Source organism: Anaerolineales bacterium (assembly GCA_030583885.1).
In the GTDB taxonomy this organism is placed as follows: Bacteria; Chloroflexota; Anaerolineae; order Anaerolineales; family Villigracilaceae; genus Villigracilis.
Map to the genome: position 1 here is coordinate 2,106,892 of CP129480.1, position 15,477 is coordinate 2,122,368.

The window sequence follows — 15,477 nt, forward strand, 5'->3', positions numbered from 1 at the left end:
AATGAAAGACTGGAGACGTACTACTCGCTCATCATCCACGCAGTATCAACAAAGTACAAGCTATATCCATACATCCCCACATCGACCGTTGGATCCAGCTTCTTTAGTACGTCCTGCGGGTTTCGTATTCCCCGCATCTTTTCAAGATAGTCAGATTTGGTCAGCTTCCAAAAGTTATACAATCCAGGCAAGTTCACCATTTGGACCTGCTGTGGATTTATGGTATCAACATCAACTGCATTGACAAACGACTGCGTATCCACGACCAACTCCGCTCCCAAAGGTATTTTATTTTCCAAGTATTTCAACAACTCCTCTCGGCTTTTAAAATACCCCTGCTCACCGGGCTGGCCTGAGGTATAATCAACAGTCGCAATCATTGATTCATAGTTTCCATTATACTGTAAACCCAGCACTATCGGCACTCTAGTATCCGGGTAGGCAGACTGCACAAAAAATCCACACACTGCAAAATCAGCCTCGTTCCCCGTCAGGTGTGCCACAGACAGTGTTTCCACCCCCACATACATCATGTATGATCGGAAAAGACCAGTTTCAGAGCGAAACGAAACTGTTGGAGTAAACCCTGGTCGGTTTTCAAATTTTGCAAACGCCTCTCCCACCGTCACCTTCGTCAGGTCCTCAAAATCATCATCAACCTCTGCCTGCAATTCGGGATTCAAACAACTCGTATACACTTTTTCCACCAAATCCCACTCTCCACTCACTTCATTAAATCTCATTATTTGTTTCCCCTGGTCATCTAAACCAAAGATCATATCCCCCTCCACTTGAACTGAAACAACGTCCTCTGGCAGGGACACCATCCACGGTTCAAGGGTCGGGGCGAAGGTGCTTATCGGTACGGCGGTTGCTGTCGCCATTGGCGTGGAGGTAGGCAGCGCTTGGGTAGGTCCGCAAGCGGAGAGCAGGGTCAAGGCAATAGTAGAAGAAAGTAGGAGATGTTTCATTAGCCGAATCCTAAATTTGATTTTGCAGGGATTATAGCTGAAATCAAATTGAAGGAATCTAGATGGGAAAAGACACCCTGAAATTCTTACCAGCTACTTACATTTCCAAATAGCGTTTCTCCATAGTAGCTACCCGCAGGTCACTCTCGGGCATAAACACACTCACTTGCTGATCAAAATGAAGTCCTGCAGGCGCCCCGACGTCCCCCTGGGTCATACCGGTCGTCAAATCACTCCCTCCCGGCCCGGGCAACACTACTTCTCCTACCCAGGGTATCGACACTTTCACCACCAGGCCCCGCTCCCGCTCGGGCACACTCAGCACATCCCTGCAAGGGATCCAGCTGTTGAGCAGCTTCTTTTGCATTGCTTGCAGTCATTCGTGCAATAAAATCATTATTTTGCAGTTCGATTAATCGAAAAACGCCCCGATTTACCGGCGGCGTTTCAATAAGCTTGTCGAGAAGCCATCACTCAGCAGCAGGCAGCCACTCTACCTGCACAATCTCTTCAACTGCATTGAATTCTGGATCGCCTGTTATGACCGTGCCGCCCATATGCTGCGCGGCCGCAATGGCAAAAGCGTCAGCATACGAAATGGCGTAATTCGCCTTGACGTGGGCGGCGGCAAAGACGGTTTGCTCATCAGCGGGAAGAATTTCGACAGGCAGTTGTCGAAGCAGCGCCAGCGCAACCTGCGCTTTCTCTGTGGCGCCTCTTCGTTCTGTGATGTAGAGCAGTTCCCCAAGATTGATGATGGAGAGGTAAAGACGGTACTTTCCTTGTTTGGCATCTTTCAGGAGCTTTTCAATGCGTGAGGCGGCGGGTTCATCCCGTAAATAGGCGAGCAAGGCAAACGTGTCCAGGATGAATGTGGGTGGATTGTCCATTGGCTTATTTCATCCTCGCCTCTTCGCGTTTGCGTTCTTTCCTGCGTTCTTCCAACAGGTCTTTGGTCAGTGAGGGAAGGTCCTTCAATAAGCCGCGCCCTGCTTTGATGGGATCCTTCGTGGCCGGGATGATGGACAGAACGCCGCCGTAATCCACAATAACCACCTCCGTGCCAGGCGTCAGGTGATACTTTTTTCTCAGTTCAGCGGGGATGACGATCCAGCCTTTACTTGAAACGGTTAAAGTCATCTCGAACTCCTTGTTATACATTTTCGCAGAAAGTATAACATAACTCGATCCACCCTTGACACAGTTTTCGGCATCAGCGGGGAGACTCGAAATATTCCTTTTCGTTCCTGTACGACCATTGGTCCCCTGGACTTGCCAATATGACGAGGGTCACAAATGACGTCGCCGATGCCTCCCCGGCGGTGTGTTGGTGCGCAAGACCTCAAGCCCGCTCCGGGAAGAACTTTGCCAGGAATTGGGCGGGAGTTAGAACAAGCGCCTCTTGCTCGAGCAATGGTTTGTAATGTCGAAGGTTGCCTGTAACCAGGGCGTCGGCGCTGGATGTGATGAAGACTTCGGCAAACATAATGTCGTCCGGGTCCGTGTACCCATAGGTGGGTAGTGTCGCGGGTTCAATATGTTTTCCGTTCAGTTCAATGTGATCGATCACTGCCAGCATTCTGGGCGGAGGGATGTGCAATTCCGATCGCGATAAAACCTCCTCGTATTCTCCGAGGATGCGGTCATCATAAGCCACCAGGATTTGGTTCTCCAGGATCAGGTCGAGTATCTTCGCCGGTGAACTTTTCCGGCTGAGCAGGCTGCTGATGAGCACGTTCGTATCCAGTACGACAGTGATCATTTGCTCTTTTTCCTCGATGCGCGGCGATCCGCGCGGGTTTTCCGGATCAACGCGTTGACATCTTTCAGGGTCATCTTGTTCAGCCCTCTCTGACGCGCCTCGCTTCGGATGGCCCGTACCGCCATCTGCGCACGCAAGCGGGAAACCATCAGCAATACATCCTCGACGTTCTCGCCGCCCAGGCTGATCATCACGGCGAACGGCTTGTTGTCAACCGTCACGATCAACTCGCCCTCGCTGGCAAGTTTCCTGCGCAGGGCTGAGGGTTCGTTGCGTAATTCACGGTAGGGAACGAACTGCATGGGAATCTCCTTTCGTAGCAATATTTGCTACGCCATTATATCACCAACCCTCGACCGGCATTCTCACCGGGGGTTTCGGTATCAGCGGGGAGACTCAAAAGATCCCTCATCGTTTCTGCATGACCATAGACGCTTCTCTCTTCCCTTGAGTCTCGAAGGCAGCTTCGTGATTGACGGGTTGGGAGAAACACCCGCCGAAATTCTTTTGGAGGTATGCCATGCGCGACTACGATAATGACGGCATTGTGGATGGGGTTGTCATCGAGGAGATTCCCGTCAACCCTCACGCGATTGCCGTCGCTCCTGCTCCGATCAAAATCGGAGCATCCTATGGCGTCTTCAAACTTCTTGACGCAAGCCTTTTCGTACTCTGGCTTTTCGTCATGCACTGGCAGATCAGGAACGGACACAACCCTTTCCTTGGACTGCCAGTCCTGCTCCTTCGCGTCTTTTGGTTTTTCCCCCAGAGGAGGGATGAACGCAGGTTCGTTATCAGACGCGGCCATAGGTAGTTCGCCTCGAGAGAAGCCATCCGCTTCTCTCGCCTTGTAAGTCCGGTATGGCGGGTTTATGAGGCGAGAGAAGTTTTTCTTGCCGTATCAATAATTGGAGGTATGTCCCATGACAAACAACCAGAACGGTTTGGTCGGTTTTACCTGCGAAGTCACCGATCAACCCATCCCATTCCACGACTGCCTGGACTGCGCGATCAAGGGCGCTCCGGGCTGTTCGATGGTACCGGCTGTCATTCAGGCAGCCATCAACTCGCTTCGAGATCCGAACTATTCGGACAAACTTGCCTTTCAGGCTGGCGCAGACATCGGCTTTTCCGTCACGGAACTTTTGAACTGCCCGCGCCAAACGCGCTTGAAGGTGGAAAATCCGTATCACGAAAAACCGTCGTCCCTCTACCGCATGAATCGCGGCACGGGGTATCACGCCCTGCTTTCCGCCGCGGCCGGGAACGGATGCATCAGCGAACAAACGTTGACGTGGAAGTTCACCTATCGCGGCAGGTCCATCCTGTTGGTTGGCACGCCCGACCTGGTCGAATGGACGCAGAACGGCTGGTATATCACCGACTACAAGGTGACGGGCAAAGCTCCCTTCGGGCGCAAAGTTCCCAAATGCCCGCACTGCGCAGGCGAGGTGTACAAGGACGGCAGGGATTTTTTCTGCCAACCCTGCAACGTGCAGGTAAAGAACCGTCATGCTCCCCGCGTGTATGTTCCCCCGCAGGCGCGTTCCTCGCATGTGGCGCAGGTCAACCTGTACGCCCTCCTGGTGGAGAAAAACCTGCCCTTGCTGAAGGCGAAAGTCCCCCAGGCGTCCGCGAAATTCGCTGGCGCCCAGATCGTCTATTTCCCGGACGACAAACCCGTGCGCATCCAGGTCGGATTGGACCGGAATGAGGCAATGACGCTTCTCAAAAAGAAGCTCGCCGCGTTGATCGATCCCGATCTCCCGCCTGTTCTCGAGGATGTCGATGAATTGTGGCGGTGCGACTACTGCCCCCTCCGCACGGTTTGCGAACAGCATCATGGCGGTCCTGTGGGGAAAGACGGACTGTTATCCGAACTCGAAGCCGAACAGGAACTTCAACCAGAAGGCGCATAAACGTCTTCACTGGATTGCCCTGACCCCATCTGTCAGGGCAATCTCTTTTTGTCACGCCCAGGCATGGCTGCCCTGGGGCGGGTTCGATTCCCGCTGGCGCGTCAAGGGCATCCGAAAGGAACCCGATCATATTTCATAAAGGAGGTATGTCTATCATGACTACCAACAGCAAGTCCAACCGTCCGTTCAACTTCGTTGTCTTCACCCTTGGCATCGTCAGGGATGGAGGCGAGCTCTCCGACACCCTGACCGGCACGGGCAGGGCGTTCGCCACCGCCCGCGGCTACAACTATACCGGCAAGCGCAAGGAAGAGCAGACCAAGCCTTCCATGTTCTTCGATGTCAAGGCGTTTTCCTTCGACGATACCGTCTCCAAACTCGTCCAGCAGGTCGCAGACCTGTCCAAGGGCGACAAGGTGACGGTCAAGGGACGCCTGGGATTTCGCAAGTGGGTTTCCCAAAGCGGCGTCGAAAAGGAAAAGTTGGAGATCATCGCGTCCAGCGTCGAGGCTTTCGATCCGAAGGACGCGAACAACAGACCCTCCAGTTTTGTCATGCTGACCCTGAAAGCCATCAAGGATGGCGGCGCGGTCGATTTCACCCAGAACGGCAGGGCGCGTGGCAAGGTGTCCGCGATGCTTTCCACCGGAAAGGACGCGAGCGGCAACTACCGCGAACCGCTCTGGCTGGACGTGGTGAACGTCGCTCAGGACGATCAGATCACGCCCATCATCGACGTGATCGGTCAGTTGCAGAAAGGCGATTACTTCACCGTGAAGGGTCACCTGAGCATGGATGAATGGACGGACAAGGACGGAAACAAGCGTCACAGCTATTCCGTCTGGGCTAACAGCATCGAACCCTTCTCCTGGGGTGATGCTGACGAACAGGGCGCTATCGAGGACGAACCCGAACTCGAAGGCGAACCTGCCTAGCACGACCGGGAGCCTGTTGACCAACAGGCTCCCATCTTCGCCCCCTGGCAGGGTAGTGCGCAGTCCGATTCTGCGCGGGCGACCTGCGAGCAAGGTCTGCTGCTATTCAGACCAAACTTCGCCCAAGAGTGAACGCGGCTCGCATCTCTCGGTGCAGGTGGCGAGTGGGATCGAACCCACTCGCCGCCTCCCTTTGGGTTGACATCGCATGGATGTCCCCTCAAGGGGAGGCTGGCCATCCGCCTGCCCCAAAATTCAACCGAGAGGTGTAACCATGTTTGCTCTGACCACCGTTCTCTTGATCGTTATCCTCGTGTGCGCCATTGTGTACGGACGCGCGCTCCTGTACTCTTTTTCGGAAGAGCACAAAATCGATGAACGCATCAAGGAAGTTACGCGCCAAGCGTGACAGTGGTGGCGGGCGGAGTCTGATACGTACCAGACCTTGCTCGCAACCATGAATATGGTTGCATAAGAGAAAAACACTCCCCTCCTGCCCGCCTGTCCGCAGACGGTTTGGAGGGGGATGTTTTTTTACCCCGAAAAATTTTCCACGGAGGTATGTCAACCATGACATTCAAAATTGCAAAATCCGAACTTGCGGCCCTGCTGTCGTTCGTCTCGCCCTACTTTTCGGCAAAGAACCGTCCGTTGTGCATTTCCATCCAGGATGGAAATCTCAACCTGTTCACATCCGACAGGGTGGAAGGCGGCAGCGTGCTGGTATCCGCGCCGATCGGTAAGAAAGCCAAAAGCCGCGATTGGTTCGCGGTGGATGGCCCCAACCTGCGCGATATGGTCGCGCTTGTGGAGGATGGACAAATGATCGAGGTCAGTTTCGACTCGAAAACGTCCTCGATCGCGCTGGTGTTTCCGAACTCCCGCGCGGAATTCCGCTGCGTTCCCAACTTGACTGCGCCGTCCGCCGTGAAATTTGGAAAGCCCGGCGCGACCATCAAAGGGAGGGATCTGAACGTGCTTGCCACCCTCACCGAGGCCGCCTCGGATGACGAGGCGCGTCCGACGCTTGCAGGCGTATTTGTCCTGCCTCATGCGGGCGAATTGGAAACGGCTGCGGCGGATGGGTTTGTTCTCTCCTACACGTCCATCGAATCGCAGGATGCAAAGGACGCGGCAGGCGCGGTGTATTCCGCCCCGGCAATCAATCGCGCCAAACGCTCCCTGAAATCTGCGGACGACGAGGAGATCAAACTTGGCTTCGACAAAGGCGGCATGACCGTCTCCGCGCAGCGCGGCTCGGCACATGTGACCGTGCATATCCCCGTAGTCCACAATCAGTTCGTGGACTACAAGCAAATCCTGAACATCCCCGTATCGCTCGAAGTCGAGATTTCGACCGCGGAACTGGAGCGCATGATCAAGCGCATGAAGGCGCTGGACGGCAACGTCTACCTGCAGGTGACGGGCGGGCGGTTCTGGTATCTCATCAAGAATGAGAACACCGGCAGCGCCATCGAAAGCTTCGATGTGGGCGCTGAAACGGAGAGTCCCTTGATGGCTTTCCAGTTGTCAACCCTCAAGGATGTGACCAAAGCCTGCGTTCCGAACGGAAAGGTGTCCGTTGTATTTCCTGAAAATGACAGGCAACCCCTACGGATCAAAGGTGCGGCGACCGCGCTGGCGATGCCGCTGGTGTGCGATTTGAAGGAATCACCGTTCAAGAAGGCACAACCTGCGCTGATGTAGAAAGGATCGGGATGGGACACATCGCCCCATCCCGTTTTCTTATGGAGGTAAGCGTGAACACGCAAACAAGAATGTCCATACTGCGGGAGGAGGACACCCCCTCGTACCGCGTAACGTATCAAACACAGTCGTGCACCGCCGCCGATATCCTCGCTGTCCTGATTGGCGGACAACGCCAAATAGAGGCTGCCGAGGAACTGTTGTCCCTCTACCGCGGAAGCCTGACGGAAATCAACCAGGCAACCGTGGAGGAACTATCCAGAGTCAAGGGCGTGGGCGCGCAGGCTGCCAGGCGCATCAAGGCGGCAGCGCGGCTCAACATTGTGTTGGGTCCCAAAACCGCCCAAACCGTGATCAACAGTCCGGCGGACGCCGCGGCGTTGTTGATGCCTGAAATGTCCATTCTGGAGAAGGAACATTTCCGTGTGGTGCTGATGTCCACACGCAGCCATGTCATCGCGATCGAGGAAGTCTATATCGGATGCGTGGGGAATATCTCCATTCGCCCGGCGGAAATTCTTGCGCCTGCAATACGACGCAATGCACCGCAAATCATTATTGCGCATAACCACCCATCCACCGATCCGACGCCTTCGCCGGAGGATGTCACTGTGACCCGACTGCTTGTGCAGGCCTGCAAGGTGATGGATATCACGCTGCTGGACCACCTGGTCATCGGCAGTGATGGTCGATGGGCATCTCTCAAAGAGCGTGGACTTGGTTTTACATAGACAGGCTGGAGGGGCATCCCCCCTCCAGCGTATTTTTGCCTTTCCTTGTCTGTGACGGGAGACAGACGAGGGCAGGCAAGATTGCCCTGAAACTTTCTTGGAGGTATGTCATGAACGACAAAGAATGGTTCATCCTTCAGTACATGCACCGCGATGATGGGAACTGGAAAACCCGCGACACGGTTCTGCTTTCCAATAAAAAAGGCTTGACCGAATCGAAAGCGGAGAGATCCATCCGCGAGAATTTACTGGATGAAGATGGACACTTTTTTCCGCTTGAAGCTGGCTTGCAAATCCTCGACGGCTGCGAACACGACTGGCACGAATTCGTGCATATCGAGTTTGTGCGTGACGATGAAAGTCTGTTCAATCTCAAACCGTTGATGGATATCTCCGACCTGATCGGGAAACTTGGGAAGTCGAAGAAAAAACATGCAAGTTGCACACAACTCCACAATGCGGGCGTGCTTCCCTCTTTTCCCCGTCTGGTATCCGAGGTTCTGTCCGTCCTGCACGAGTTATGGACGGCGCTTTATGCCTACCGCGGAAAGGTTGTGCTGGTTGCGATCCACCTCGACGATTTTCACACCATCGAGAAAACACTGGAGATGGACAGCGAATCATCCGCCTTCGACTCTGAGATCCGCCGCTCCTTGAAGCGGGGACTCAAACGGATGGTGGAAGTGGACATCAAGCCGCTTTTCGATCTGCGTAAACGGCTCATGCGCATCCAGAAAGAAACGAAATGATCGCATGGATCAAACAAATATTCCCCTCGAACCGCCCTTCGACGCTTCACGATGAAATGTGCGGGAGGGAATTGACAGGGTTGTACATTACTCAAAGCGCTGCGAGGTTCCGTTTTTCAGACGGAAGCGCCATGTTGATCAGCCTGGAAACGCGCAACTTTCTCGGATCGCCCGCGAAGCTGTGGAGGGAATGGATCACCTTTCCCGGCTGGCTGCGTATTATGGGCGTGAAGGAGACGCCTGACCAAATCATCCTGACCGTTTCTGGAGCCATCTACTCGTCACATATCATCCTGCGCGAAGCGGGGGATACCGGCTGGGAAATGTCCTTCAACGGCGGTCAGATTTTCTAACAGCGAGGTATGTCATGAAACCTGACAAAAACGTTTTTGTAACCATCCTGACCAACTGCGACGAGTGGACCACCAAACCCACCCACGCCGCATTTGTGGTCGATCGGTCCCTGCTGCTTCGATTGTTCTGGGATATGTTCACCTGGAAGATCGCCAACATCCTGAACCGCAACCTGCACCAGTACGAAACCTTCCTCTTCGGTTTGGAGGCGTACTGGCTGGAAGCAACGTGTGGCTGCAGCGGCTCCCCCGACAATCTACTATGCTGCTGCGAGACGGAAACGCCGCTCGGATTGATGACTCTTGAGCAGATGAACGAGCGATACGAGGAGAACTTCGAGGAAGGCGACCATATGGAGACGCCTCACCTGGTTGTCGAGCGCTGGGGATCGTTCCGCCTGAAAGTCTGGCGGGACTACTGTCCGTCGCAATATGACAGCCGCGAATTCGGATTCCTTGAATTGCTCGATCCGTTCCTTCCCGAATGGCTCAGAAAGGCGGTGGCGAAATGATTCCGGAGGATGTCTTCGATGCAGCTCAGGCGGCTTTGGATCAGTCCGTTTCCTTTGATATGGACGAGATCGCGGATCTCTGTCCGCGCTGCCAGTCCTTTGAAATGTCTCAGGATGACGGGGAGAATTTCTGGTACTGCCTTGTTTGCGGATACTACCTGGACCCGAATGAAGGCGACAATCCATACCATCCCCACGCTCCCCTGCCTCATTACAGCATCGGTTATCGTCATCGAGATCCGCTCTATCATGAGAGAAACATCGAGGACGACGGCTGTATGCCTGTGGACGATTTGGGCGCGGCGGAAGCCTGGCTGCAAGACCGCGAGACGGCTGGTTACGAGATTACGAAGTGCGTGCTTGTGAACGAACACGGGCATGTGGTCTGGCTGCGCGGCTCCCCGCGTGACTGGAATTTCTCTGGAAGGTAACGCCTTCTAAATAAAAGCACAGGCTGGGGATCCCCAGCCTGTGCGTCAAAGTTCCCCCCTACATTTTTTGCCTACATCCAGCGCTGCCGCTTGCAGCAGCGCGAAATAGAGGTCGTTTTTGCGCTTGAGGCTGCCCGCCTGCTCATTCCTGTGGAGTGATCGGGCGGGCGGTCTTTACTGCCGAAATTCTTTTGGAGGTATGCCAATCATGGCGCAAATAGCATCCCCTTTGGGGAACGTTTTCTATTTCCCGGACGGTCATGCTCTTGACCTGGGAAATCCATCCACGCGCTTCGAGAACAACCGGAGAGCCATCCAGATCGCAAAGGATGTCGCCTTGACCGGGCGCGACACCATTTCCGAAGAATTGGGAGTGTTGTCGCGGTATGTTGGCTGGGGAGACTCGCGTCTTGCCAACCGCGTGCATGAACTCGAAGACCTGCTTACCGAGGAGGAAATGCGCTCCGTGCGCAGCTCCTCCCTGAACGCCCACTACACGTCGCTGGGTGTGATCGCCTCGATGTGGAAGGCGGTCCAGGCGCTGGGCTTCGGCTCGCGCCACATGCAAGTCATCGACCCTTCGGCGGGGATCGGGCATTTCAAATCCATGGCCCCCGCAGGATTGCGGGACGCGATCAGCTGGACGGAGATCGAGCTTGACTCGCTGACCAGCCTGATCCTTAAGGTGCTGCACCCTTCCTCCGTTGTGATCAACAGCGGGTACGAGGACGCCAATCTGCCTGACGGTTTTTTCGACCTGGCAATGTCCAACGTTCCCTTCGGGGATTACGGCGTTTCCAGCAGGAAGCTCCCCCGCAGCCTGACCGATCCCATCCACGACTTCTTCTTCGCGAACACCTGGTCGTTGTTGAAGCCGGGCGGCGTGATGTTCTATATCACCTCCCGCTATACAATGGACAAGGTTGCAACCCGATTCCGTGAATGGCTGGCAGCGCGTTTCGATCTGTTGTCCGCCATCCGCCTGCCTGAGACCGCATTCCTCGAGAACGCGGGTACGAAGGTGATCACGGATGTCCTGCTCCTGCGCAAGCGGGAAACCATGCAGGACCCCAAACAGGCGGCTTGGGTTTATACAACGCCCCAGCGGATCGGCTCTTACGCCGTCAACGTCAACCAGTACTACGTTGACCACCCCGACCACATTATCGGGGAACCGGCAATGGAAGGCCGCATGTATCACGGGGACGGCTACACCGTCCTGACGGCTGGCAGGGATATTCCCGCCGAGATGATCCGCATTTATGGCGGGTTGTCCCCCCTGGAGTTTTCCCAGCCTGAAGAAGCGGCGAAAAAGCCGCTGAGCGTATTCGCAGACGACAATGTGCTTTCCTCGCAGCAGTCCGAGTCGCCGATCGCTAATGCGATCATGGAAATCCATGGCGTGGCCAAGCGGTTGATCCGCGCGGAAACCCGCGGGGACGCGAACGCCGCCGTGCTGCGCGATGTACTCAACCGCCTGTACGATGCGTTTGTCGCAAAACATGGATATATCAACAAGAAGGAAAACATCCGCCACCTGAAGAACGGCGCGGAAGCTCCGTTCCTGAAGGCGCTGGAAAACCAGGACGATTTTGGGTATTCCAAGGCGGGCATCTTTTTCCAGTCCACCGTCCGCGCCTTTGGCAGCGCGGCACAGGTCAGCGCGTCCGACGCGCTCCTGTTGTCGCTCGACCGCACGGGCAAGGTGGATTTGCATTTCATCGCCGCTTCTGCGGGTATCACGGAACAGGAAGCCGTCGAGCAATTGCGCGGCGTGATTTACCTCGATCCCCAGGCGCAGGAGTGGCAGACATCCGAACAGTACCTTTCCGGGAACGTGCGCGAAAAACTGCGCCAGGCGGAAGCCGCGGCGCAATACGACGCCAAATTTCAAGAGAACGTCGCGGCGCTGGAAAGCGCCCTGCCGTTGACGGTGCAGGCTGGCGATATCCGCGCCCCTTTGGGTGCAGGTTGGATTCCAACCGATGTGATCGCTGATTTCCTGTATCACCTGCTCGATTGCGGTGTGTTCACCGTGTCCTACATCGAGCCTCTTGCAACCTGGGATGTCGAGGCCGAGCGCCTCCATCACGTCAGCAGGCAGTTGTACCACCAGAAGTGGGGCACGTCCCGCATCAACACGGTGGACCTGGTCAAGCACGGTTTGAACTCCCGCGAGGTCGTCATTTATGACGGCTACGGGGAGGACCGCGCGGTCAACCAGTCGGAAACCGTTGCAGCCCAGGCGAAACTCCTTGAGATCAAGGATGAGTTCGAGAAGTGGCTGTGGCAGGACGGCGACCGTGCAAAGCGGCTGACGGAACTGTACAACGAAAAATTCAACAGCGTGCGTACTCCCCGTTATGACGGATCGCATCTGTCCACGCCCGGGCTGGCAACCTCGATCAAACTGCGCTCCAACCAGCGCGATGCCGCCTGGCGGATTATCCAGAATCAAACGGCACTTGTCGGTCACGAAGTGGGCATGGGCAAGACGCTCACCGCGATCGTGGCGGCGATGGAGTCCAAACGCCTTGGGTTTACGTCCAAGGCGTTGATCGTCGTCCCGAACCACACGCTGGTCAACTGGCAGGCGGCGATGCAGGTGGCCTACCCGGGCGCAAACCTGTTGATCCCCTCCCCCGACGACCTCTCGAAAGAGAAACGCCCGGAATTCCTGAGTCGTGTGGCGACCAACGATTGGGACCTGATCCTGGTCCCGTTCTCGTCCTTCAAACTCCTGCCGGTGTCTTTGCAGAGTAAGCGCGAGTTCTTCACGGAACAGATCGCCGAACTCGAGGAATACCTGTTGGAGATCAAGGCGCAGAATAAGGGTAAATCATCCCGTTCTCAAAAAGAGGTCGAGAAAGCCTTGAAACGCTTCGAGAAGAAGATGAAGGACCTTGACCTGTTCGACAAGGACAGCGAAAAGACCCTCGCCTTCGAGGAGCTGGGTGTTGACCTTTTGATCGTGGATGAGTTTCACGCATATAAGAACCTGTATTTCAACACCCGCATGACCCGCATCGCGGGGCTGACCAATACGGACAGCCAGCGGGCGTTCGACATGTTCGTAAAGTCCAGGTGGCTGATCAAGAACGGAGGCAAGTTTGTCGGGCTGACCGGCACGCCTGTCACCAACACCATCGCGGAAATGTTCACCATGCAGCGGTACTTCCAGATGGATACGCTGCGTTCGATGGGACTCCACCAGTTCGATGCCTGGGCGCGTCAATTTGCCCTCGCGGAACCCGGCCTGGAAATGACCCCCGATGGTTCGGGTTTTCGCATGAACACCCGCTTCCGCAAGTTCGTCAACATGACGGAATTGATGCAGCTCTGGCTGCAGGCGGCGGACATGCGCCGCGTCGACCCTGCCGAGATCCAGCGTCCCGACCTCCATGGCGGCAAGCCGGTCAAGGCGGTTTCCTTCGCCGGTCAGGAATTGATCGACTTTGTGAAAACGCTGGCGGAACGCGCCGAGAAGGTGCGCAGCGGCAGGGTTCGTCCCGAGGAAGACAACATGCTTATGATCACCAGCGACGGCCGCAAGGCTGCCGCCGATCTGAGTCTCGTCATTCCCGCGTCCCCGGACGCGGAGATGCCCAAGGTGGATGGATTGACCTCCCTCGCGGCATTGATCTGCGAGGCGACCGATCCCGTCAAGGGAACGCAGTTGATCTTCTGCGACCTGGGCGTGCCGAAAGCAAAGGCGGTCAGGAAAGATGATGATGAGTCGTCCGATGCGCCTGTCGAAACAGAGCAGGAAGCCCGCCTGACCGAAAACCTGTACGGCGTGATCCGCGACCGTTTGGTTCGCTGCGGCGTGCCAGCGGAGGAGATCGCCTTTATCCACGATGCGAAGAACGAAAAAGCGCGCGCCGAACTGTTCAACGCTGTGAACGCGGGCAGGATCCGCATCCTGATCGGCTCGAACGAGAAGATGGGGACTGGATTGAACGTTCAGGAACGTCTGGTTGCGGTCCATCACATGACCCCGCCCTGGCGCCCTGGCGACCTCGAACAGCAGCTGGGACGCATGCTCCGTCAGGGGAATCTCTTCCCGACGGTGTATCAATTCGTGCATGTGCTGTCAGGCTCCTTCGACGGATACACCTGGCAGCTTCTTGAAAACAAAGCGTCGTTCATCGCTCAGATCATGTCGGGTAGTTTGACCGACCGCGAGGTGGATGACATCGGAGACACCGTTCTGACCTTTTCCGAGATCAAGGCGCTGGCTTCGGGCAACCCCAAGATCATGCGCAAGATCACGCTGGAGGCGGAATGGCAGCGTATGAAAGCGTTGTACGATTCCTGGCATGGCTCGCAGTTTTCCCTGAAAAACGACCTGCGCTTCAAACAAGGCGGGATCGATGGGGAACGTAAACTGGCGGAAGCCTTTCGCGAGGCGATCCGCATGCGGGACGAATCCGCTGCGGAGGAGTTTCGCATCGAGTTGCATGATGTCTGGGATCATTCCAAAACGGATGTGCTTGCCAGGCGCGAGGACGCTGGCAAGCGTCTCAAAGCGCTGGCGGCGCAGGCTGTCGCAAAGTGTTTGCGCGGCGGCGGGGACGTTCCGCTTGGAACGTATCGCGGTCAAACGTTGTTTTGCTCGATCGACAACCGCATCGACCCGAAGGACCCGCAGCCGTACACCTACATCGATGTGAATGGAAAGACCATTCCCTTCGCGGGGAATGACGATGTGGGCATCACCCGCAGCCTGGACCATGCTCTCAAAAGAATGGATAAGCATCTTACTGAAACCGAGGCGACCATTCAGGCATGGGAACGCGACATTTCCACGTATGAGGAAGCGCTCGCGCAGCCCTGGGAACACCAGGAGAAGTTCAACAGACTCTGCGAGGAGTTGTCCGAACTTGAAAAGGAATTGAGCGCGGACGGCGGCGGTGAAAGCCAGCCTGCCGCGGCTGCCAGGTTGCGCCAGGCAAATCCGGAAGATGAAAAGCGGGAGATCATCGAGGCGGTTCAGTCCCTGATGAACGATCCTGCGCCAAAAGCAATTTCGGAACGCCTGCGCGGGATCGCCTCCCGTGAGGTGATCAAAGCCGTCCTCTCGATGCAGGAGATGATGCGCGAACCGTCTGTCCTGTCCCGCTTCGACGATGTCGAGGCGGATGCGGTAACGCAGGTCATGCCTGCCGATGCCGAGTCGCTGGAAGCGCTTGCCAGGGAGATCAAACGGTTGCAAGCGCAGTACGAATTTGGGGCGACCATACAACTGTCGCTCTTTGGCGATGCCGCCGCAGCTCCCCAGCCGCAGCGGAAGCGCCGCAAGTAACAACCCGAACAGGGAGGCGTACCCCGCCTCCCTGTTCCTTTTTTGTAAAGCAATGACACGAGTCCTTCTTGTTGGGAGGGTTCGCGTCATCGCTTTACGCGG

16 protein-coding genes are annotated in these 15,477 nt (G+C 55.9%); 11 read left to right on the forward strand and 5 right to left on the reverse strand.

Annotated elements, in window-relative coordinates:
• Positions 1–20 precede the first annotated feature (20 nt).
• From QY332_10525 to QY332_10545, 5 genes are all read right to left on the reverse strand, one after another.
• On the reverse strand, positions 21–971 hold the full coding sequence (locus QY332_10525) for a hypothetical protein (protein ID WKZ38364.1): 951 nt from the start codon (positions 969–971) through the stop codon (positions 21–23).
• Positions 972–1,441: 470 nt separating this feature from the next.
• Positions 1,442–1,861: a type II toxin-antitoxin system VapC family toxin gene (locus tag QY332_10530; protein WKZ38365.1), complete on the reverse strand. Its 420-nt coding sequence runs from the start codon at positions 1,859–1,861 to the stop codon at positions 1,442–1,444.
• 4 nt (positions 1,862–1,865) lie between these two features.
• The gene (locus tag QY332_10535) at positions 1,866–2,111 is read right to left on the reverse strand and encodes an AbrB/MazE/SpoVT family DNA-binding domain-containing protein (protein ID WKZ38366.1); all 246 of its coding nucleotides are present in this window, start codon (positions 2,109–2,111) and stop codon (positions 1,866–1,868) included.
• Positions 2,112–2,313: 202 nt separating this feature from the next.
• The gene (locus QY332_10540) at positions 2,314–2,733 is read right to left on the reverse strand and encodes a putative toxin-antitoxin system toxin component, PIN family (protein WKZ38367.1); all 420 of its coding nucleotides are present in this window, start codon (positions 2,731–2,733) and stop codon (positions 2,314–2,316) included.
• Positions 2,730–3,035: a hypothetical protein gene (locus tag QY332_10545; protein WKZ38368.1), complete on the reverse strand. Its 306-nt coding sequence runs from the start codon at positions 3,033–3,035 to the stop codon at positions 2,730–2,732. Before QY332_10545 ends, QY332_10540 begins: the two co-directional genes overlap by 4 nt.
• Positions 3,036–3,253: 218 nt before the next feature.
• On the opposite strand from QY332_10545, the gene QY332_10550 reads away from it, so the two are divergent.
• The 11 genes from QY332_10550 to QY332_10600 all read left to right on the forward strand — a co-directional run bounded on the left by QY332_10550 (position 3,254) and on the right by QY332_10600 (position 15,375).
• The gene (locus tag QY332_10550) at positions 3,254–3,547 is read left to right on the forward strand and encodes a hypothetical protein (protein ID WKZ38369.1); all 294 of its coding nucleotides are present in this window, start codon (positions 3,254–3,256) and stop codon (positions 3,545–3,547) included.
• 109 nt (positions 3,548–3,656) lie between these two features.
• Positions 3,657–4,652, forward strand: a complete 996-nt coding sequence (locus QY332_10555; GenBank protein ID WKZ38370.1) for a PD-(D/E)XK nuclease family protein — start codon at positions 3,657–3,659, stop codon at positions 4,650–4,652.
• Between the two features lie 155 nt (positions 4,653–4,807).
• A complete protein-coding gene (locus QY332_10560; GenBank protein WKZ38371.1) occupies positions 4,808–5,587 on the forward strand; it encodes a single-stranded DNA-binding protein in 780 nt (259 codons plus the stop codon).
• A 274-nt stretch (positions 5,588–5,861) separates the two neighbouring features.
• Positions 5,862–5,996 carry a hypothetical protein gene (locus QY332_10565; GenBank protein WKZ38372.1) on the forward strand — a complete coding sequence of 45 codons (135 nt, stop codon included), beginning with the start codon at positions 5,862–5,864 and terminating at the stop codon, positions 5,994–5,996.
• Between the two features lie 161 nt (positions 5,997–6,157).
• Positions 6,158–7,294, forward strand: coding sequence for a hypothetical protein (locus QY332_10570; GenBank protein WKZ38373.1), 1,137 nt, complete (start codon positions 6,158–6,160; stop codon positions 7,292–7,294).
• A 53-nt stretch (positions 7,295–7,347) separates the two neighbouring features.
• Positions 7,348–8,025, forward strand: a complete 678-nt coding sequence (radC, locus tag QY332_10575) for a DNA repair protein RadC (protein WKZ38374.1) — start codon at positions 7,348–7,350, stop codon at positions 8,023–8,025.
• 110 nt (positions 8,026–8,135) lie between these two features.
• Positions 8,136–8,774, forward strand: a complete 639-nt coding sequence (locus QY332_10580) for a hypothetical protein (GenBank protein ID WKZ38375.1) — start codon at positions 8,136–8,138, stop codon at positions 8,772–8,774.
• The gene (locus QY332_10585) at positions 8,771–9,127 is read left to right on the forward strand and encodes a hypothetical protein (protein WKZ38376.1); all 357 of its coding nucleotides are present in this window, start codon (positions 8,771–8,773) and stop codon (positions 9,125–9,127) included. The genes QY332_10580 and QY332_10585 overlap by 4 nt, the downstream gene beginning before the upstream one ends.
• Before the next feature lie 14 nt (positions 9,128–9,141).
• Positions 9,142–9,639 carry a hypothetical protein gene (locus tag QY332_10590; protein WKZ38377.1) on the forward strand — a complete coding sequence of 166 codons (498 nt, stop codon included), beginning with the start codon at positions 9,142–9,144 and terminating at the stop codon, positions 9,637–9,639.
• The gene (locus QY332_10595) at positions 9,636–10,070 is read left to right on the forward strand and encodes a hypothetical protein (protein WKZ38378.1); all 435 of its coding nucleotides are present in this window, start codon (positions 9,636–9,638) and stop codon (positions 10,068–10,070) included. Before QY332_10590 ends, QY332_10595 begins: the two co-directional genes overlap by 4 nt.
• Positions 10,071–10,278: 208 nt before the next feature.
• A complete protein-coding gene (locus tag QY332_10600) occupies positions 10,279–15,375 on the forward strand; it encodes a helicase-related protein (GenBank protein WKZ38379.1) in 5,097 nt (1,698 codons plus the stop codon).
• Positions 15,376–15,477: the final 102 nt, after the last annotated feature.